21 protein-coding genes are annotated in these 18716 nt (G+C 52.5%); 11 read left to right on the forward strand and 10 right to left on the reverse strand.

The features are described from left to right. Positions 1-171 precede the first annotated feature (171 nt). Both SK39_RS21475 and pabB read right to left on the reverse strand, forming a co-directional pair. Positions 172-750, reverse strand: a complete 579-nt coding sequence (locus SK39_RS21475) for a CoA pyrophosphatase (protein WP_003020991.1) — start codon at positions 748-750, stop codon at positions 172-174. 3 nt (positions 751-753) lie between these two features. After that, a complete protein-coding gene (pabB, locus tag SK39_RS21480) occupies positions 754-2115 on the reverse strand; it encodes an aminodeoxychorismate synthase component 1 (RefSeq protein WP_048217482.1) in 1362 nt (453 codons plus the stop codon). Between the two features lie 83 nt (positions 2116-2198). Between pabB and SK39_RS21485 the strand changes: the two genes are divergently transcribed. Then, positions 2199-2378 (forward strand): YoaH family protein, encoded by a 180-nt coding sequence (locus SK39_RS21485; RefSeq protein ID WP_048217483.1) that lies wholly within the window; start codon positions 2199-2201, stop codon positions 2376-2378. 6 nt (positions 2379-2384) lie between these two features. Here SK39_RS21485 and SK39_RS21490 read toward each other — a convergent pair whose 3' ends face one another. After that, a complete protein-coding gene (locus SK39_RS21490) occupies positions 2385-2729 on the reverse strand; it encodes a RidA family protein (RefSeq protein ID WP_003020984.1) in 345 nt (114 codons plus the stop codon). Between the two features lie 140 nt (positions 2730-2869). On the opposite strand from SK39_RS21490, the gene SK39_RS21495 reads away from it, so the two are divergent. The 5 genes from SK39_RS21495 (at position 2870) to rnd (ending at position 9303) form a co-directional block, all read left to right on the forward strand. Continuing rightward, positions 2870-4780: a DNA repair helicase YoaA gene (locus tag SK39_RS21495; protein WP_003020980.1), complete on the forward strand. Its 1911-nt coding sequence runs from the start codon at positions 2870-2872 to the stop codon at positions 4778-4780. Positions 4781-4838: 58 nt separating this feature from the next. Then, positions 4839-5534 (forward strand): tRNA (adenosine(37)-N6)-threonylcarbamoyltransferase complex dimerization subunit type 1 TsaB, encoded by a 696-nt coding sequence (gene tsaB / locus SK39_RS21500; RefSeq protein WP_048217484.1) that lies wholly within the window; start codon positions 4839-4841, stop codon positions 5532-5534. A 94-nt stretch (positions 5535-5628) separates the two neighbouring features. Further along, positions 5629-6213, forward strand: coding sequence for a Slp family lipoprotein (locus tag SK39_RS21505; RefSeq protein WP_003020975.1), 585 nt, complete (start codon positions 5629-5631; stop codon positions 6211-6213). A gap of 204 nt (positions 6214-6417) precedes the next feature. Further along, positions 6418-8103, forward strand: a complete 1686-nt coding sequence (gene fadD / locus SK39_RS21510) for a long-chain-fatty-acid--CoA ligase FadD (RefSeq protein WP_003020970.1) — start codon at positions 6418-6420, stop codon at positions 8101-8103. Positions 8104-8187: 84 nt separating this feature from the next. Beyond that, entirely contained in the window at positions 8188-9303 is a 1116-nt protein-coding gene (gene rnd, locus SK39_RS21515) for a ribonuclease D (protein ID WP_008322612.1), read from the forward strand. A gap of 50 nt (positions 9304-9353) precedes the next feature. Here rnd and SK39_RS21520 read toward each other — a convergent pair whose 3' ends face one another. After that, positions 9354-10439, reverse strand: coding sequence for a tartrate dehydrogenase (locus SK39_RS21520; protein WP_032949464.1), 1086 nt, complete (start codon positions 10437-10439; stop codon positions 9354-9356). A gap of 103 nt (positions 10440-10542) precedes the next feature. Between SK39_RS21520 and SK39_RS21525 the strand changes: the two genes are divergently transcribed. Beyond that, a complete protein-coding gene (locus SK39_RS21525; RefSeq protein WP_032935407.1) occupies positions 10543-11460 on the forward strand; it encodes a LysR family transcriptional regulator in 918 nt (305 codons plus the stop codon). Between the two features lie 86 nt (positions 11461-11546). Here SK39_RS21525 and minE read toward each other — a convergent pair whose 3' ends face one another. Genes minE through minC form a run of 3 tightly spaced genes read right to left on the reverse strand, consistent with a single transcriptional unit; the run spans position 11547 to position 13360 of the window. Further along, positions 11547-11813 carry a cell division topological specificity factor MinE gene (gene minE, locus SK39_RS21530; RefSeq protein WP_001185666.1) on the reverse strand — a complete coding sequence of 89 codons (267 nt, stop codon included), beginning with the start codon at positions 11811-11813 and terminating at the stop codon, positions 11547-11549. 3 nt (positions 11814-11816) lie between these two features. After that, on the reverse strand, positions 11817-12629 hold the full coding sequence (minD, locus tag SK39_RS21535; protein ID WP_003020956.1) for a septum site-determining protein MinD: 813 nt from the start codon (positions 12627-12629) through the stop codon (positions 11817-11819). A 23-nt stretch (positions 12630-12652) separates the two neighbouring features. Beyond that, positions 12653-13360, reverse strand: coding sequence for a septum site-determining protein MinC (gene minC / locus SK39_RS21540; protein ID WP_003844062.1), 708 nt, complete (start codon positions 13358-13360; stop codon positions 12653-12655). Between the two features lie 126 nt (positions 13361-13486). On the opposite strand from minC, the gene SK39_RS21545 reads away from it, so the two are divergent. The 3 genes from SK39_RS21545 (at position 13487) to SK39_RS21555 (ending at position 15048) form a co-directional block, all read left to right on the forward strand. After that, positions 13487-13780, forward strand: coding sequence for a YcgL domain-containing protein (locus SK39_RS21545; RefSeq protein WP_003020949.1), 294 nt, complete (start codon positions 13487-13489; stop codon positions 13778-13780). Between the two features lie 69 nt (positions 13781-13849). Next, a complete protein-coding gene (locus tag SK39_RS21550) occupies positions 13850-14509 on the forward strand; it encodes a fumarylacetoacetate hydrolase family protein (RefSeq protein ID WP_003020947.1) in 660 nt (219 codons plus the stop codon). Positions 14510-14601: 92 nt separating this feature from the next. Continuing rightward, positions 14602-15048, forward strand: a complete 447-nt coding sequence (locus tag SK39_RS21555; RefSeq protein WP_003020944.1) for a YcgN family cysteine cluster protein — start codon at positions 14602-14604, stop codon at positions 15046-15048. 29 nt (positions 15049-15077) lie between these two features. Here SK39_RS21555 and SK39_RS21560 read toward each other — a convergent pair whose 3' ends face one another. The 3 genes from SK39_RS21560 to nhaB all read right to left on the reverse strand — a co-directional run bounded on the left by SK39_RS21560 (position 15078) and on the right by nhaB (position 17746). Then, positions 15078-15419, reverse strand: coding sequence for a TehB family protein (locus SK39_RS21560; RefSeq protein ID WP_003020940.1), 342 nt, complete (start codon positions 15417-15419; stop codon positions 15078-15080). A 110-nt stretch (positions 15420-15529) separates the two neighbouring features. After that, positions 15530-16060 (reverse strand): disulfide bond formation protein DsbB, encoded by a 531-nt coding sequence (gene dsbB, locus SK39_RS21565; protein WP_003844060.1) that lies wholly within the window; start codon positions 16058-16060, stop codon positions 15530-15532. A 141-nt stretch (positions 16061-16201) separates the two neighbouring features. Next, entirely contained in the window at positions 16202-17746 is a 1545-nt protein-coding gene (gene nhaB / locus SK39_RS21570; protein WP_003020934.1) for a Na(+)/H(+) antiporter NhaB, read from the reverse strand. A 236-nt stretch (positions 17747-17982) separates the two neighbouring features. Between nhaB and fadR the strand changes: the two genes are divergently transcribed. Further along, complete coding sequence (gene fadR / locus SK39_RS21575) at positions 17983-18702, forward strand: fatty acid metabolism transcriptional regulator FadR (RefSeq protein WP_003020931.1); 720 nt, start codon at positions 17983-17985, stop codon at positions 18700-18702. The last annotated feature ends 14 nt before the right edge of the window (positions 18703-18716 follow it).

Raw genomic sequence — 18716 nt, forward strand, 5'->3', positions numbered from 1 at the left:
ACAGGGCGACTGGGCTTTCCAGTAACGATGTTATAACTGCGCATAGTGTAAGAGGGAACGCGGCGATCGGCTTAACTATTCACATGAATTAAACTAATAGATAACCGCGGTTTTACTAATGTTGTGACCTGAGTTTCAAGTTGTCTATTGTGTGCGTAAAGATAAGTATAGTCAGGGCTTGACGCCAATTTGCAGCGCCAGCTCACGAATTATTCCGGCAGTCATTCCCCAGACGAAATATTGCTCATACCAGGAAAGCCATACGCGATGTGAATCGCCACGACGGTAAATATCCAACGGGTGGTAACGACCCAAATGCAGGGCCTGGGCCAGCGGCATTTCGAACACTGCGGAAACTTCATCTTCACTGGCGCGATACGGCAGATTAGGCGGGATAATGCCTACCACTGGGGTGACCTGGAAACCGGTCACGCTGTCGACAGGCGGCAGAACGCCAATCACTTCTACGCATGAAGGTGGGATCGCCACCTCCTCCTGTGCTTCGCGAAGGGCGGCGGCAATTAACGAGGCATCACTGCTATCCACTGCCCCACCGGGGAATGCGACCTGTCCGGCGTGCTTGCGCAGGTGAACGGAACGCTGGGTTAACAGCAACCCCGGCTGTGGGCGACGCACGACGGGGATCAGTACGGCGGCCTGGCGCTGGTTTAACGCGGCATGATTGACCTGCGGGCGCAGGAGTTGAAAGCGCGATAAAAAATCATCAAGCGTCAGGCTGCTGTATTCCACGTGTCAATTCTCCAGTTGGTGCAAAATGCGATTCACTTTATCAAATGTTTCCTGATATTCAGCGTCTTCCTGACTGTCTGCAACAATACCACCGCCTGCGGAGCAATAAATTTTTCCGTTTGTGGCTGTCAGCGTGCGAATGGTAATGCTGGTATCCATATTGCCGCAAAAGCTCAGATAACCAATGCTGCCGCACCAGGCGTTGCGTCTTTGCGGCTCCAGTTCGTCGATAATTTCCATCGCCCGCACTTTCGGCGCGCCGGTAATAGAGCCGCCGGGGAAGGCGGCGCGTAGCAGATCGGTGGCGTATAATGACTCTGGCAGACGTGCGGTAATGGTGCTGACCAAATGATGAACGGCAGGGAACGGTTCGACGATAAACAGCTCCGGAACCTGTACCGAACCCGGTACGGCAACGCGGCCAATATCATTACGCATCAAATCGACGATCATCAGGTTTTCCGCACGATCCTTCGGCGAATTCGCCAGTCGCCGGGCCTGCTCACGATCGGCATCGGTATCTTCAAGCCTCGGTAGCGTGCCTTTAATCGGACGCGTCTGGATGTGCTGGTTTTCCAGCAGAATAAATCGTTCCGGCGAAAGGCTGAGGATTGCACCTTCCTCAAGACGAATAAATGCACTAAACGGGGCGCGGTTGGCGTGATTGAGAGTGACAAATGCCTGCCACTCATCGCCCTGGTAATGCGCCTGAAAACGCTGGGCAAGATTGACCTGGTAACAGTCTCCGCTGTGCAGATAATCCTGCACCTGGCGGAATTTTTCGCCGTACTGAGCACGGCTCATATTAGACTGCCACGCCGAAGTTAATGTAAACGGCTCACGCGTTGGCGGTTGTTGCGCGTCGAGCCATTTCAGGCGAGCCTCGACATCGGTATGGCTGAGCAGCGATACGGTCTGCAACTGGTGATCGACAATCAGTGCCCAGTCGTAAATGCCAACGGCCATATCCGGTAGCGTAATATCACGCTCTGCAATAGTGGGCAGAGATTCGAAGCGTCGGCCAAGATCGTAGCCAAACAGACCTAACGCACCGCCCTGAAACGGCAGGTCTGGATGATATTCGGGGTGAATCTTGTGTGCGATTAGTGCGGAATGTAATACCGTCATGGGATCATCAAGCGAGCGCGAGGTTGTGTGCCCGTCCTGCACTACGGTCTCTGTAGCTCGCGTAACAAGCGTGGTGGCGGGATCCGCCACCAGAATATCAAAGCGGTTATGCGGATGGTCGGCTTGACCCGAATGCAGCAGCATCGCCCAGGGCAGATGGCTTAATGTCGAAAAATAGCGTTCAGCGGCGTCCTGACGCCAGGGTAATGTGATTACTGCGGGAGATAACGTCTTCATCAGTCCTGACTCGTTGCTACTCTACTGGCTAACTGCCCGGTAGCATGAAATAATTAGCGCAGACAATTTAGCAGGAGTTAACAATGTTTGCAGGTTTACCTTCACTCAGTCATGAGCAGCAGCAAAAAGCGGTAGAGCGTATTCAGGAGCTGATGTCGCAGGGGATGAGCAGCGGACAAGCCATTGCTCTTGTTGCTAAAGAGTTACGCGCCAGTCATACCGGCGAGCGGATCGTGGCGCGTTTTGAAGATGAAGACGAATAACGCCGCTTAAACTGCAGCGATAATCTTAATCTCAACTTTGTATTTCGGGTTCATCAACCCGGCCTGAACGGTACAACGTACCGGCGCGTGACCCGCAACAACCCACGCGTCCCAGGCTTTGTTCATGGCGGCAAAATCGTTTTTGTCTGCCAAAAACAGGGTGGCATCAAGAATACGTGACTTGTTGCTGCCTTGTTTTTCCAGCACCGCATCAATTTGCGCCAGCGTATTTGCCGTTTGCTCAAAAGCGTCTGCATCCAGATTTTCCGGCACGCCAGTGTAATACAGCGTGTTGTTGTGGATAACCACGTCGGACCAACGCGCTTCGGCATCAATGCGCACAATCGTCATAAATCATTCCTCATTTACGTGTTTTCAAATGGCTTTGGGTTGCGCCAAGACTGCCATAATGTTGTGCCCACGTCACCTCTTCAACTGGCGAAAGAGCTGCTGGCCTGACATAATCCCTGTTCAAATGAACAGGGGGCAGTGTGACGGACGATTTTGCAGCAGACGGTCAGTTGGCTAAAGCGATACCGGGTTTTAAACCGCGAGAACCACAGCGGCAGATGGCCATCGCCGTCAGTCATGCCATCGAAAAATCACAACCGTTGGTGGTAGAAGCCGGAACCGGGACGGGTAAAACCTATGCTTATCTTGCCCCAGCGCTGCGTGCCGGAAAGAAGGTCATTGTCTCCACGGGCTCGAAGGCGTTGCAGGATCAGCTATACAGCCGCGATCTCCCGACCGTCGCTAAGGCACTAAAGTTCACCGGTAAACTGGCGCTGCTGAAAGGGCGTTCAAACTATCTGTGCCTTGAGCGTCTCGAACAGCAGGCGCTGGCGGGTGGTGACTTGCCGGTACAAACGTTAAGCGACGTTATCCTGCTGCGCTCCTGGTCAAATCAAACCCTTGATGGGGACATCAGCACCTGCGTCAGCGTGGCGGAAGACTCTCAGGCCTGGCCGTTGGTCACCAGCACTAATGACAACTGTCTGGGCAGCGACTGCCCGCTATATAAAGAGTGTTTTGTCGTGAAAGCGCGTAAAAAAGCGATGGATGCGGATGTCGTCGTGGTTAACCACCATCTGTTTCTCGCTGATATGGTGGTAAAAGAAAGCGGGTTTGGCGAATTGATCCCGGAAGCTGATGTAATGATCTTCGATGAAGCGCATCAGCTACCGGATATCGCCAGCCAGTACTTTGGTCAATCGCTCTCCAGTCGCCAGCTGTTAGACCTGGCGAAAGACATCACCATTGCCTATCGCACCGAGCTGAAAGACACTCAGCAGTTGCAAAAGTGCGCCGATCGCCTTGCACAAAGCGCTCAGGACTTCCGCTTGCAACTTGGTGAGCCGGGCTATCGCGGAAACCTGCGGGAACTGCTGGCCGACCAGCGCGTACAACGCGCGTTTTTGCTGCTCGATGACACGCTGGAGCTATGTTATGACGTGGCGAAGCTGTCTCTTGGGCGTTCGGCGTTGCTGGATGCCGCGTTTGAACGCGCCACACTTTACCGTGCGCGCCTGAAGCGTCTGAAAGAGATCAACCAGCCAGGCTTCAGCTACTGGTATGAATGCACCTCCCGCCATTTCACTCTCGCGCTGACGCCGCTCACTGTGGCGGATAAATTCAAAGAAGTGATGGAACAAAAGCCGGGCTGCTGGATTTTTACTTCCGCGACGTTGTCGGTAAACGATGACCTTCATCATTTCACCGCGAGGTTGGGGATTGAAGATGCCGAGTCGATGTTATTGCCGAGTCCATTTGATTACACGCGCCAGGCGCTGCTATGCGTGCCGCGTAATCTCCCGCAAACCAACCAGCCGGGGGCTGCACGCCAGTTAGCATCCATGCTGCGACCTATTATTGAAGCGAACAACGGTCGCTGCTTTATGCTGTGCACTTCGCACGCGATGATGCGCGATCTGGCGGAACAATTCCGCGCCACCATGACGCTTCCCGTTCTGCTGCAGGGCGAAACCAGTAAAGGGCAACTGTTACAGCAGTTTGTCAGCGCAGGTAATGCGCTACTGGTTGCCACTAGCAGCTTCTGGGAAGGCGTGGACGTGCGCGGTGATACGCTGTCGCTGGTGATAATCGACAAACTGCCGTTTACCTCGCCGGACGACCCGCTGTTAAAAGCCCGAATGGAGGATTGTCGACTGCGCGGCGGCGATCCGTTTGAAGACGTCCAGTTGCCGGATGCGGTCATCACCCTGAAGCAGGGGGTAGGGCGTCTGATACGTGATGCCGACGATCGCGGCGTGTTGGTGATTTGCGACAATCGTCTGGTTATGCGGCCATACGGCGCCACCTTCCTGGCGAGTCTTCCTCCTGCGCCGCGGACGCGTGACATAGCTCGCGCGGTTCGCTTTCTTGCCATACCAACGACTGAGTAATTTGTTACGGAGTGTGGTAAGATGCGCGCCAAATTTATTGATCTGATCACAAACACCCATGCGAATTCTGGCTATCGATACCGCCACAGAGGCGTGCTCTGTTGCCCTGTGGAATGACGGTACTATCAAGGCTCACTTTGAGCTTTGCCCACGAGAACACACCCAACGAATTTTACCGATGGTTCAGGAAATCCTGGCCGCTGACGATCTCACGTTAACCGATATCGACGCCCTGGCGTTTGGTCGGGGTCCCGGCAGTTTCACCGGCGTGCGTATCGGTATTGGCATTGCTCAGGGGCTGGCGTTAGGCGCAAACTTACCGATGATCGGCGTCTCCACCCTGGCGACCATGGCGCAGGGCGCCTGGCGTAAGTCGGGCGCGACTCGTGTACTGGCGGCGATTGACGCGCGAATGGGCGAAGTCTACTGGGCCGAATACCAGCGTGATGACAACGGCAACTGGCACGGTGAAGAAACCGAAGCGGTGTTAACCCCCGAGCAGGTACATGAGCGTTTACTGCAGCTTTCTGGCGAGTGGGTAACTGTTGGGACGGGGTGGCCAGCCTGGCCTGAGCTTGGTAAAGATAGCGGTCTGACGCTCAGCGATGGTGACGTGCTGCTTCCTGCGGCTGAAGATATGCTGCCTGTCGCCATGCAAATGCTGGCTGCGGGTAAGACCGTAGCGGTCGAACACGCGGAACCGGTTTATTTACGTAACACCGTGGCGTGGAAGAAACTTCCCGGTAAAGAATGAATCTTAGTAGTACATCCCCGGTTTATTTTCATAGACGTCGGTGCACAGCGTTGTGAACAGGCCGGGGCAGAAGCTAAGAAAAGGGAGTCGCAATATGGCGGTGCAAAAGCAGTTATTGAAAGGTGTGTTGGCGGGGGCCTTGGCGTTAATGCTTAGCGGCTGCGTCACCATACCGGATGCGATTAAAGGTTCGAGCCCGATGCCGCAGCAGGATCTGGTGCGGGTGATGAATGCGCCGCAGCTGTATGTCGGACAGGAAGCGCGTTTTGGTGGCAAAGTGGTGGACATTCAGAACCAGCAGGGAAAATCCCGTCTGGAAATTGCCACCGTTCCGCTCGATAGTGGTGCGCGTCCAGTGTTGGGTGAAGCCTCTCGCGGGCGGATTTATGCTGATGTAAATGGCTTCCTCGACCCGGTGGACTTTCGCGGGCAACTGGTCACCGTCGTCGGCCCGATTAGCGGTACGGTGGACGGAAAAATTGGTAATACGCCGTATAAATTCATGCTGATGCAGGTAACCGGTTATAAACGCTGGCATATTACTCAGCAGATTGTCATGCCGCCTCAGCCTATCGACCCCTGGTTCTACGGTGCGCGTGGCTGGCCTTACGGTGGCTATGGTGGATGGGGCTGGTACAATCCCGGCCCGGCACAGGTTCAGACCATAGTAACAGAGTAACTCTTTGTTTTATCGGTAAAAGAAACAGCGGCCCGTCCGCTGTTTCTGCATTAACGTGGATATAAGAAAAATAAATAGTGACGTGCTTCGCAACCTTGTCGTTGCGTAATAAACAAACTGGTACGCTGAGTTAATATTATGTTAACAGTTTGTTTATTGCCTGGGGTTGTGATGACGACGAATACGCATTTTAGAGGTGATGTATTGAAAAAGGTTTGGCTTAACCGTTATCCCGCTGGTGTTCCTGCGGAGATCAATCCTGACCGTTATCAATCCCTGGTGGAACTCTTTGAACACTCAGTAAGACGGTATGCCGATCAGCCCGCGTTTGTAAACATGGGGGAGGTGATGACCTTCCGCAAGCTTGAAGAGCGTAGCCGTGCGTTTGCCGCTTATTTGCAACAGGGGCTCGGGCTGAAAAAGGGCGATCGCGTCGCGCTGATGATGCCGAATCTGCTGCAATATCCGGTCGCACTGTTTGGGATTTTACGTGCCGGCATGATCGTCGTGAACGTAAATCCGCTGTACACGCCTCGCGAGCTGGAACATCAGCTCAACGATAGCGGTGCGTCGGCGATTGTCATCGTATCTAACTTTGCCCACACGCTGGAAAAAGTAGTAGACAAAACGTCTGTGCAACACGTGATCCTGACGCGTATGGGCGATCAGCTGTCCACCGCCAAAGGGACGCTGGTTAACTTCGTCGTCAAGTATATCAAGCGCCTGGTGCCGAAATATCACCTGCCGGATGCCATCTCGTTTCGCAGTGCGCTGCAAAACGGTTATCGCATGCAGTATGTGAAGCCCGAAGTCGTGTCGGAAGATTTGGCGTTCCTGCAATATACTGGCGGGACAACCGGCGTGGCGAAAGGCGCGATGCTTACACACCGCAACATGCTGGCTAACCTGGAGCAGGTTAACGCCACCTATGGCCCGTTGCTGCATCCGGGTAAAGAGCTGGTGGTAACGGCCCTACCGCTGTATCACATTTTTGCGCTAACGATGAACTGCCTGCTGTTTATTGAGCTAGGTGGTCAAAACCTGCTGATTACTAACCCGCGTGATATTCCGGGGCTGGTAAAAGAGCTGGCGAAGTATCCATTTACCGCGATGACCGGCGTCAATACGCTGTTTAACGCGCTGCTGAATAACAAAGAGTTCCAGCAACTGGATTTCTCTTCACTCCACCTCTCGGCAGGCGGCGGAATGCCGGTTCAACAGGCGGTAGCTGAACGTTGGGTGAAGCTGACAGGTCAGTATCTGCTGGAAGGCTACGGCCTGACGGAGTGCGCGCCGTTGGTAAGCGTCAACCCTCACGATATCGACTACCACAGCGGCAGTATCGGGTTACCGGTGCCTTCCACCGAGGTCAAGCTGGTGGACGACGACGACAACGAAGTGCCGCCGGGAGAACCGGGGGAGCTCTGCGTGAAAGGCCCGCAGGTGATGCTGGGTTACTGGCAGCGACCAGACGCCACTGACGAAATCGTCAAAGACGGCTGGCTGCACACCGGCGATATTGCAGTGATGGATGATGAAGGCTTCCTGCGTATTGTCGATCGTAAGAAGGACATGATCCTCGTGTCCGGCTTTAACGTCTATCCGAACGAAATTGAAGACGTGGTTATGCAACATCCTGGCGTGCAGGAAGTGGCTGCGGTTGGTGTTCCGTCCGGCAGCAGCGGTGAAGCGGTAAAAATTTTCGTGGTGAAGAAAGACGCCTCGTTAACCGATGAAGCGCTGGTCACTTTCTGTCGTCGTCACCTGACGGGCTATAAAGTACCGAAGCTGGTGGAGTTTCGCGATGAGTTGCCGAAATCTAACGTCGGTAAAATTTTGCGACGAGAATTACGTGACGAAGCGCGCGCCAAAGTGGACAATAAAGGCTGAGCGTTAAGTCAGCCAGCAGAAAACGCCGGGTAATCCGGCGTTTTTTTTGGCGCAAACCTAAGAGAGCACGATTTGAATTATCAAATGATCACCACGGACGACGCGTTGGCCACGCTGTGCGAAGCCGTCCGTGAATTTCCGGCGATAGCCCTGGATACAGAATTTGTTCGCACGCGTACCTATTATCCGCAGTTGGGGCTGATCCAGCTGTTTGATGGCAAACACGTTGCTCTGATTGATCCGCAGGGGATCACCGACTGGTCGCCGCTGCGCGATATTCTGCGTGATACTGCCATCACCAAATTCCTACATGCAGGTAGCGAAGATCTGGAAGTGTTTCTCAACACTTTTGGCGAACTGCCGCAGCCGTTGATTGATACGCAAATTCTGGCTGCTTTTTGCGGTCGTCCGCTGTCGTGGGGCTTTGCCGCGATGGTGGAAGAGTTTACGGGCGTGGCGCTCGACAAAAGCGAGTCGCGTACCGACTGGCTGGCCAGACCGCTGACCGAGCGTCAGTGTGAGTACGCGGCGGCTGATGTCTGGTATCTATTACCGATCACCACAAAACTGATGGTCGAAACTGAAGCCAGCGGCTGGCTGCCAGCCGCACTGGACGAATGTCGCTTAATGCAGCAGCGTCGCCAGGAGGTTCTGGCACCTGAAGACGCATGGCGCGACATCACCAACGCCTGGCAACTGCGTACCCGTCAGTTGGCCTGCCTGCAACTGCTTGCCGACTGGCGACTGCGTAAAGCTCGTGAGCGCGATCTGGCGGTGAACTTTGTGGTGCGTGAAGAACACCTGTGGTCGGTCGCTCGTTATATGCCAGGGAGTCTGGGTGAGCTGGATAGTCTGGGACTTTCCGGCAGTGAAATTCGCTTCCACGGCAAGACGCTGATCTCCCTGGTAGAGAAGGCACAGGCCTTACCGGAAGAGTCGCTGCCGCAGCCGCTGCTGAATTTGATGGATATGCCAGGCTATCGCAAGGCGTTCAAAGCCATTAAGACGCTGGTTACTGAAGTGAGTGCGGAACATAATCTTAGCGTCGAGCTGCTTGCTTCGCGTCGTCAGATTAACCAGTTGCTCAACTGGCACTGGAAATTAAAGCCGCAGCAGTCCCTGCCGGAACTGATTTCCGGTTGGCGTGGCGAGTTGATGGCAGAACGACTCAACGCGCTGCTGCAGGAATACCCACAGTAGAAAACCTAAAAAAACGGGAGCTGGCGCTCCCGTTTTTAATCGGATTTGAGTTAGCGACACAGTGCCTGACGAATGGCTTCACCTACCTGTTGGGTGGTGGCGCAGCCTTTCATATCTGGCGTTTTCGGGCCGCTGGCAATGACCTGCTCAATTGCCGCCAGAATACCGTCGTGGGCGGCTTTATAGTTGGCATCACCGTTGCCAAGGAAGTCGAGCATCATGGCTCCAGCCCAGATAGTCGCTATAGGGTTGGCGATATTCTGACCGTAGATATCCGGGGCCGAACCGTGTACCGGCTCGAACAGGGACGGGAAGGTGCGTTCCGGATTTAAGTTGGCAGAAGGCGCAATGCCAATCGTTCCGGTACAGGCTGGACCGAGATCGGAGAGGATGTCACCAAACAGGTTGGAAGCAACCACGACGTCAAATCGCTCAGGCTGCATGACAAAGCGGGCGCACAGAATATCAATATGCTGTTTATCCCAGCGGATCTCAGGATAGTGTGACGCCATCGCTTCGACGCGTTCATCCCAGTAGGGCATGCTGATGGCCAGCCCATTGGATTTGGTCGCCGAAGTCAACGTTTTGCGTGGGCGACTTTGTGCCAGTTCAAAGGCAAAACGCAAAATTCGGTCGACGCCACGGCGGGTGAAGACCGACTCCTGGATCACCATCTCGTGTTCAGTACCTTCGCTCACGCGTCCGCCGAGGGCAGAGTATTCTCCCTCGGTGTTTTCGCGTACGACGTAGAAATCAATGTCGCCAGGCTGCTTGCCAACCAGTGGGCAAGGAACTCCCGGAAACAGGCGCACCGGTCGCAGGTTGACGTACTGGTCAAATTCGCGGCGAAACTTAAGCAGCGAACCCCATAATGAGATGTGGTCAGGCACGGTGTCCGGCCAGCCAACCGCGCCAAAATAGATAGCATCGAAGGATTGCAACTGCTCATGCCAGTCATCGGGCATCATTTTGCCGTGATGGGCGTAGTATTCGCAGCTGGCCCATTCCATTTGCTCAAAGCTGAGCGACAACCCCCAACGCTCGGCGGCTGCCTGCAAAACATGAATGCCCTCAGGCAGGACTTCTTTACCAATGCCATCTCCGGGGATAGCGGCGATACGCCAGGTTTTCTTCATAGCAGCTCTCACTTGTGCGCCATCAAAATTGACTTTCCCCTTATCCTATAATTGACTGATTAATAGTTAATCCCCCTAACTGGTGAAACATAAAACACAGATCATGAATAATCTGCCGCTGCTAAAAGATTTACGCGTCTTTATGCTGGTTGCCCGTCGTGCAGGATTTGCCGCTGTTGCCGAGGAACTGGGCGTATCACCGGCTTTTATCAGTAAGCGCGTTGCCCTGCTGGAGCAAACGCTGAATGTTGTGCTGCTGCATCGAACAACGCGGCGCGTAACCATCACGGAAGAGGGGGAGCGGATCTACGAATGGGCGCAGCGGATCCTACAGGATGTCGATCAAATGATGGACGAGCTTTCTGATGCCAGGCAGGTCCCGCGGGGGATGCTACGTATTATTAGTAGCTTTGGTTTTGGCCGCCGGGTGGTGGCTCCGGCGCTGTCGGCGCTGGCAAAAGAGTACCCGCAGTTAGAACTGAGGTTCGATGTTGAAGATCGTCTGGTGGATATGGTGAATGAGGGCATCGATCTTGATATTCGTATCGGGGATGATATCGCGCCGAACCTGATTGCCCGCAAGCTGGCGACTAACTACCGTATTTTGTGCGCCTCGCCGGAATTTTTGACGCAGCATGGGACGCCGAAGCAACTCAACGATCTTGCCACTCTTCCTTGTCTGGTCATCAAAGAGCGCGACCATCCGTTTGGTATCTGGCAAATGCGCAATAAAGAGGGCGATCATTCGATTAAAGTTACGGGGCCTCTGTCATCTAATCATGGCGAAGTGGTACATCAGTGGTGCCTTGATGGGCAGGGAATAGCCCTGCGGTCATGGTGGGACGTTTGCGACAACATTACCAGCGGAAACCTGATACACATATTGCCCGAGTATTATCAACCAGCAAATATTTGGGCGGTGTATGTTTCCCGGCTGGCGACGTCGGCAAAAATCCGTATTACGGTCGAGTATTTGCGCCGCTATTTTACCGAAAACTATCCAAAGTTTACTTTGGAATAAAAGTGCAACAGGTTGGTAAGAAACAGAAAATAAAAAAGGCAGAATAATCTGCCTTTTTTGTAACGATGACTCTCTGAGTAAAGCCGTTATTTAGATTCTTCGGCTTCAGGCAATGTCACGTTAAGTTCGAGGATAGAAATATCGCCGTCTTTTTGCTCAAGTTGTACGGTCACCATTTCAGGATCAATTTGTACATACTTGCAGATAACCTCGAGAATATCTTTCCTCAACTGCGGTAAATAATGTGGCTCGGCGTCACTACGACGGCGTTCCGCAACAATAATCTGCAGTCGCTCTTTAGCGATGTTCGCTGTGCTCTTTTTCCGCGAGAGAAAAAAATCCAGTAATGCCATAACTTATCCTCCGAACAGGCGTTTGAGGAAACCTTTCTTCTCTTCTTCAATGAAGCGGAAAGGACGTTCTTCTCCCAACAGACGGTCTACGGTATCAGCATAGGCTTTACCGGCATCAGCATTGATGTCGAGAATAACCGGCTCACCCTGGTTAGACGCGCGCAGGACTGACTGATCTTCAGGAATCACGCCAACCAGCTTGATTCGCAGAATTTCCAGTACGTCTTCCATGCTCAGCATGTCACCTTTATTTACGCGGCCAGGGTTGTAGCGCGTCAGCAACAAATGCTCTTTAATCGGATCTTCACCGTTTTCCGCACGACGAGATTTCGACGCCAGAATCCCCAGAATACGGTCAGAGTCACGTACAGAGGAAACTTCCGGGTTAGTGGTGATTATCGCTTCATCGGCAAAATACAGGGCCATCAGCGCACCGGTTTCAATACCCGCCGGAGAGTCGCAGACAATGAAGTCGAATTCCATCGTTTTCAGATCGTCCAGAACTTTCGCGACGCCTTCACGCGTCAGCGCGTCTTTATCGCGAGTCTGTGAGGCCGGAAGAATAAAGAGATTTTCGGTACGCTTATCTTTGATTAACGCCTGATTTAACGACGCATCTCCCTGAATAACGTTGACGAAGTCATAAACGACGCGGCGTTCACAACCCATAATCAGATCAAGGTTACGCAGGCCGATATCAAAATCAATAACGACAGTTTTCTTTCCCTTCTGGGCCAAACCTGTAGCGATGGCCGCGCTGGAGGTGGTTTTGCCAACGCCCCCTTTACCCGAAGTAACAACAATAATGCGTGCCATAGAAATTCCTTGTTAAAAAGGGATCAATTCAACGGTTGAACTGTCAAAGCGTTCTCTGCTAATTGCAGACGTGCCGCTTTGCCATAAAATTCTGCTGGGATTTTATCACTCAGCCAATAAACACCTGCGATAGACACCAGTTCTGCCGTCAGATGGGTACAAAAAATTTGCGCTTCCCGATCACCGCTAGCGCCTGCCAACGCACGGCCTCTCATCATTCCATAAACATGAATATTGCCATCAGCGATAAGCTCTGCGCCTGCACTGACGTGGCTTGTAACAATCAGATCACATTGTGGTGCATAAATGCGCTGACCGGAACGAACCGGCACATTTATTAATCGTGTTTTTGTGATGGGAGTAACGTTTTGCGGCGGAGCGACGTGAGCCGGGGCCTCAACGGGCGCAGGACGAATAGCTTTTTCTTTACCTTCTGTCAGTAAAGGAAGACCCATTTCGTCGATTTCAGCCTTGAGTCTGGCGTCTTTGCATCCGCTAACGCCGATAATGCGCAATCCAGTAGACGCGACAACTTTCTGCAACGCTGACCAGTTTACCGGGCTTTCAAGACCACTCACGTTAACCACGACGGGAGCATGTTTTAAAAAAGCAGGTGCCTGCGCGATTTTGTCTTCCAACGCCTGACGAATAACCTCGGGTTCTGCTTCATGTAAGTGAACCACTGATAAGGTGAAGCTACTGCCTTTAAGCTCGATTGGCGTGTTTGACATCCTGGCCTTACTCAATTTGCTATTTATCATCCCCAGCGCGGGGTGATATTCCGAAGACTATAAGGCATGTTATAGTCAGTATTATATTGAGGCAAGCCACCATTCCGTGAATTCAGAGTAAAAGATATGTTTTGTGTGATCTACCGAAGCAGTAAACGTGACCAGACCTATTTATATGTCGAAAAAAAAGACGATTTCTCGCGAGTTCCTGAAGAACTGATGAAAGGATTTGGTCAGCCGACGCTGGCAATGATGCTGCCGCTTGATGGCCGTAAAAAGCTCGTTAATGCCGATCTGGAAAAAGTAAAACAGGCACTCACCGAGCAGGGCTATTATTTACAAATACCACCACCGCCAGAAGATTTACTTAAACAGCATCTGGCTGCGGCGAAACAAAATACACCAGACGCTAAACGTTAAACTGCATCCGGCAGCAGCACGCCCCATCGATGCAGTACCTGAAATCGATAACTACGTTAGGGGAAAATAATGTATCAACATCATAACTGGCATGGTGCTCTGCTGGATTATCCGGTGAGTAAGGTGGTTTGCGTAGGGAGTAACTATGCCAACCATATTAAAGAGATGGGCGGAACCCCTCCGGAAGAGCCGGTGTTGTTTATCAAACCGGAAACTGCGCTGTGCGATTTGCGCCAGCCGCTGGTGATTCCATCTGATATGGGTTCAGTTCACCATGAAGTTGAGCTGGCGGTACTGATTGGCGCGACCCTACGTCAGGCGACGGAAGAACATGTGCGCAAAGCCATCGCGGGCTATGGCGTCGCGTTGGATCTGACCTTGCGTGATATTCAGGGCAAAATGAAGAAGGCGGGGCAACCGTGGGAAAAAGCGAAAGGTTTTGATAACTCTTGCCCGCTGTCGGGGTTTATTCCGGTGGCCGAGTTTAACGGCGATCCGCAGGATACGATGCTGGGGTTAACGGTCAACGGTGAAACACGCCAGCACGGCTCCACGGCGGATATGATCCATCAAATCGTTCCTTTGATTGCCTATATGAGCCGTTTCTTTACTCTCAAAGCGGGCGATGTTGTGCTGACGGGGACGCCAGCGGGTGTTGGACCGTTAAACAGCGGCGATGAGCTGGCCATCAGTTTTCATGGTCAAACGCTGACGACACGCGTGCTGTAATCTCCTCTTGCCGCCTTTTCGGGCGGCAAAACTTGCATCAGCGTGCCAGACTGGTTATAAGGTGCAGCTTTATTGCAATAGCGGATACCCTGATGAGCGACATACCTTTCTGGCAAAGTAAAACCCTGGATGAAATGACCGATGCCGAGTGGGAGTCATTATGTGACGGGTGTGGTCAATGCTGCCTGCATAAGCTGATGGATGAAGACACCGACGAAATTTATTTTACCAACGTCGCGTGTAAGCAGCTCAATATCAAAACCTGTCAGTGTCGTAATTACGAGCGACGATTCGAGTATGAGCCTGACTGTATCAAACTGACTCGCGACAATCTGCCTACCTTTGAATGGCTGCCGATGACCTGTGCTTATCGTCTGTTAGCGGAAGGTAAAGGGCTGCCGGAGTGGCATCCACTGCTGACGGGGTCCAAAGCGGCAATGCACGGCGAGCGTATTTCAGTACGTCATATTGCGGTGAAAGAATCGGAAGTGCGTGACTGGCAGGATCATATTTTGAACAAACCTTCATGGGCGGACTAAGCCGCCCATCGATTAGCAGGCGTAAGGGCTTAAGACTTTTTCGCCTGATACATCTCATCTCCATGGTTGTCATCTTCAACCCAGAAATTGATGTTGAATTGGGCGTCGTCGCTTAATTCAACGCGATGCCAGTACTGCGGCGGGCTGGTCGCGAACTGACCGGCATTAATTACCACTTTTACTTCAGGCTCTTTTGCGTCTTCATTGGCAAAACCGTAATACGTTACCGTACCTTCCATCACACAAAGCTGGCCAAAAACGCCTGCTGCAGTGTTATGGTGAGAAAGAAGTGCTGCGGGGACATTGTCTTTGGTAAAGAAGGGAGTAGAGCGTTTAACTTTCCAGTTTGCCGGGATGCGTAAATGGGACATAAGACATCTCCTTGGTGTGGCATCTATAAGATGTATTTAATATACATCTTATAGATGCCAGCAGGCAATGAATTTAAGCCAAAAAAAACGCTCCCGAAGGAGCGTCTCTGTTAGCGACCGAAGAGGTCACGTTTTTTCGGTTTGAACGGCTGTGCTATCACCACCAGCACGGCGACTACCAGGTAGGCGGCGAAGATCCCCAACAGCCACTGCGGCATTTCCAGGGTTAAAAAAGACCACTGGCGCTCAGCACAGTCACCGGACGCTAAAAACACCTGCGGCAGCCATTTGTCCAGTGGCAGCCAGCTTGGGAAGCGTGCCGCAAAATCACAGGTCATAAACGGGGACGGGTGCAGCTGAATCATGGTGTGTTCATATGCTAACTGAAGTCCGCGCCAGGCACTGTAAATCCAGATTATCATCGCCACATAGCGCAGCGGTGTTTTTGGTGCAATAGCACCCACCAGCCCTGCACCCATCACGCCAAATAATGCGCTACGTTCGTAAATACACAACACGCAAGGTTTTAGCAGCATGACGTGCTGGAACCACAGCGCAACGAGCTCCAGCGCAAAGGCGGTTAACGCCAACAATAACCATGCCCCACGACCTCGGGAGCACTGGTTTAAAAATCGCAACATAATCATTTCCCTGCAACATGCGTAGAGACCGCAGTTTAAACCAATTCACTTTATGCGCCACTAGCGGGAATTGAAAATTTGCGTAATCGGATAATTATCATGCAAAAAGTCAAACCGGGCAGTGATTTGCCCGGTTAATTGTTATGAAAGTGTAGCTAACCAGCCCGTTTGGGTCATCCACTCGGTCACCGGGACAAGCGTGAACTCGACGCAAAGCAGACCGACGAGCGTCAGGACGAGAGTATAAGGCAGAGCCATCCACACCATGCGACCATACGAGAGGCGAATTAACGGCGCCAGTGCAGAGGTCAGCAGGAACAGGAATGCAGCCTGGCCGTTCGGAGTTGCCACCGAAGGCAGGTTGGTCCCGGTATTGATCGCCACCGCTAACAGCTCATACTGATTGAGGCTGATGGTCCCCTGTTCCAGCGCGGCTTTGGCCTCGTTAATGTAAATGGTGCCGACAAATACGTTATCAGAAATAGAAGACAGCAGGCCATTGAAGAGGTAGAACAGCGTCAGTTGGGCATGTTCGGAGGATTGCAATACAAACTGAATGATCGGCGAAAAGAGCTGTTGATCGATAATCACCGCAACAACAGAGAAGAACACGGTCAGCAGGGCGGTGAAGGGCAGCGACTCGGTAAAGGCTTTACCTATCGCATGTTCGTCGGTGACTCCCGTCAAGGAGGTTGCCAGAATGATGACCGACAAACCGATCAATCCGACTTCTGCCAGATGCAGGGCCAACGCAACTACCAGCCAGACGCCAATAATAGCCTGGACAATCAGTTTGATTTTGTCCTGGCGGGTACGTTGCTGGCGGCTCTGATCGTCAAACTGTTGCAGGACATCACGAACGGTCTCCGGCAGCGTTTCGCCATAGCCAAACCAGCGCAATTTCTCGACCAGTACACAGGTTAACAGGCCGCAAATCAGTACCGGGACGGTAACCGGCGACATGCGTAGGAAAAAGTCGCCAAAATGCCAGCCAGCCGCTTTGGCGATAATCAGGTTTTGTGGCTCGCCCACCATGGTCATCACGCCGCCTAACGCCGTACCGACACCCGCGTGCATCATCAGGCTACGCAGAAAACCACGGAACTGCTCAAGAACGACCTTATTGTGCTGATCGATATGGCTGTCATCGAGCATGTTGTTGTCTTCCGCGCGGGAAGAGGCAACGCGATGGTAGATGCCATAAAAACCGACCGCAACGCTGATTACCACGGCCACGACGGTCAGCGCATCAAGGAACGCCGAGAGGAAAGCGGCCGCAACACAAAATGCCAGCGACAGCAGCGTTTTGGAGCGAATAGTGAGTAGCAGACGCGTGAAAATAAACAGTAGCAACTGCTTCATAAAGTAGATGCCTGCCACCATAAACATCAGCAGCAATAACACCTCAAGGTTTGCGGCAACCTCTTCACGAACATGTGTGGCGCTGGTCATACCAATAATGACAGCTTCGATAGCCAACAGCCCGCCAGGCAGCAGTGGGTAGCATTTTAACGCCATCGCCAGCGTGAAAATGAACTCGGCCACCAGCAACCAGCCGGCGATAAAAGGGTTGATGAAAAAAATAATCGGGTTAACGACTAAGAAGACAAGCAGTGCAAGTTTGTACCAGTCTGGTGATTGACCTAAAAAATTGCGCCACATCGCGCGGCCCCATGATAGCTCCATGGTGATTTCCCTACCTTTAAAAATGAAATCATATTTTTATGTTTGACCGCAAAGCTTAGCGGGAGGAGGGAGTACAGGCAAGCTATTCACAAGACTGGCAAGGTTGGCTGTATTGTAGCGTTATTTGGAAAATGAAGCCTTGATCCACTTTTTCTTCATTGCGTCAGCTATCAGCTAAGATACCCATCTGGTATGATGTGTGTAACTATGTTTTGCTGTGTAATGGAATTTTTACTATGGTCATTAAGGCGCAAAGCCCGGCTGGGTTCGCGGAAGAGTACATCATTGAAAGTATCTGGAATAACCGCTTCCCACCTGGCACTATTTTGCCCGCTGAACGTGAACTCTCCGAACTTATTGGGGTGACACGTACCACGCTACGCGAAGTATTGCAGCGTCTGGCGCGAGATGGCTGGTTGACCATTCAACACGGCAAACCGACGAAGGTAAATAACTTCTGGGAAACCTCCGGGCTGAATATTCTTGAAACGCTGGCGCGCCTCGATCACGAGAGTGTCCCGCAGCTGATTGATAATCTGCTGTCTGTGCGTACCAATATTTCGACGATCTTTGTTCGTACTGCGTTTCGCCAGCATCCTGATAAAGCACAGGAGGTTCTGGCGACGGCAAATCAGGTGGCTGACCACGCTGACGCATTTGCCGATCTGGACTATAACATTTTTCGCGGTCTGGCATTTGCCTCCGGCAATCCGATTTACGGTTTGATCCTTAACGGTATGAAAGGATTATATACCCGCATTGGTCGCCATTATTTTGCCAACCCGGAAGCGCGCGCGCTGGCGCTGAGCTTCTACCACAAGCTGTCAGAACTCTGCGAGCAGGGTGCTCATGAGCAGGTGTATGAAACGGTGCGCCGCTACGGTCACGACAGTGGCGAGATTTGGCATCGTATGCAGAAGAATCTGCCGGGCGATTTGGCGATTCAGGGCCGTTAATCGCTCAAAGCCGG

This window comes from Citrobacter sp. BIDMC107, from assembly GCF_001037575.1.
In the GTDB taxonomy this organism is placed as follows: Bacteria; Pseudomonadota; Gammaproteobacteria; order Enterobacterales; family Enterobacteriaceae; genus Citrobacter; species Citrobacter freundii.

Bases quoted from the DNA above. Each gene is read 5' to 3' on its own strand.
- SK39_RS21560 (WP_003020940.1), bottom strand. From the start codon at position 15,419: ATGTCCCATTTACGCATCCCGGCAAACTGGAAAGTTAAACGCTCTACT.
- pabB (WP_048217482.1), bottom strand. From the start codon at position 2,115: ATGAAGACGTTATCTCCCGCAGTAATCACATTACCCTGGCGTCAGGAC.
- tsaB (WP_048217484.1), top strand. From the start codon at position 4,839: ATGCGAATTCTGGCTATCGATACCGCCACAGAGGCGTGCTCTGTTGCC.
- SK39_RS21555 (WP_003020944.1), top strand. From the start codon at position 14,602: ATGAGCGACATACCTTTCTGGCAAAGTAAAACCCTGGATGAAATGACC.
- rnd (WP_008322612.1), top strand. From the start codon at position 8,188: ATGATCACCACGGACGACGCGTTGGCCACGCTGTGCGAAGCCGTCCGT.
- SK39_RS21485 (WP_048217483.1), top strand. From the start codon at position 2,199: ATGTTTGCAGGTTTACCTTCACTCAGTCATGAGCAGCAGCAAAAAGCG.
- SK39_RS21550 (WP_003020947.1), top strand. From the start codon at position 13,850: ATGTATCAACATCATAACTGGCATGGTGCTCTGCTGGATTATCCGGTG.
- SK39_RS21545 (WP_003020949.1), top strand. From the start codon at position 13,487: ATGTTTTGTGTGATCTACCGAAGCAGTAAACGTGACCAGACCTATTTA.
- fadR (WP_003020931.1), top strand. From the start codon at position 17,983: ATGGTCATTAAGGCGCAAAGCCCGGCTGGGTTCGCGGAAGAGTACATC.
- minE (WP_001185666.1), bottom strand. From the start codon at position 11,813: ATGGCATTACTGGATTTTTTTCTCTCGCGGAAAAAGAGCACAGCGAAC.
- nhaB (WP_003020934.1), bottom strand. From the start codon at position 17,746: ATGGAGCTATCATGGGGCCGCGCGATGTGGCGCAATTTTTTAGGTCAA.
- minD (WP_003020956.1), bottom strand. From the start codon at position 12,629: ATGGCACGCATTATTGTTGTTACTTCGGGTAAAGGGGGCGTTGGCAAA.
- dsbB (WP_003844060.1), bottom strand. From the start codon at position 16,060: ATGTTGCGATTTTTAAACCAGTGCTCCCGAGGTCGTGGGGCATGGTTA.
- SK39_RS21505 (WP_003020975.1), top strand. From the start codon at position 5,629: ATGGCGGTGCAAAAGCAGTTATTGAAAGGTGTGTTGGCGGGGGCCTTG.
- SK39_RS21490 (WP_003020984.1), bottom strand. From the start codon at position 2,729: ATGACGATTGTGCGCATTGATGCCGAAGCGCGTTGGTCCGACGTGGTT.
- SK39_RS21525 (WP_032935407.1), top strand. From the start codon at position 10,543: ATGAATAATCTGCCGCTGCTAAAAGATTTACGCGTCTTTATGCTGGTT.
- minC (WP_003844062.1), bottom strand. From the start codon at position 13,360: ATGTCAAACACGCCAATCGAGCTTAAAGGCAGTAGCTTCACCTTATCA.
- SK39_RS21520 (WP_032949464.1), bottom strand. From the start codon at position 10,439: ATGAAGAAAACCTGGCGTATCGCCGCTATCCCCGGAGATGGCATTGGT.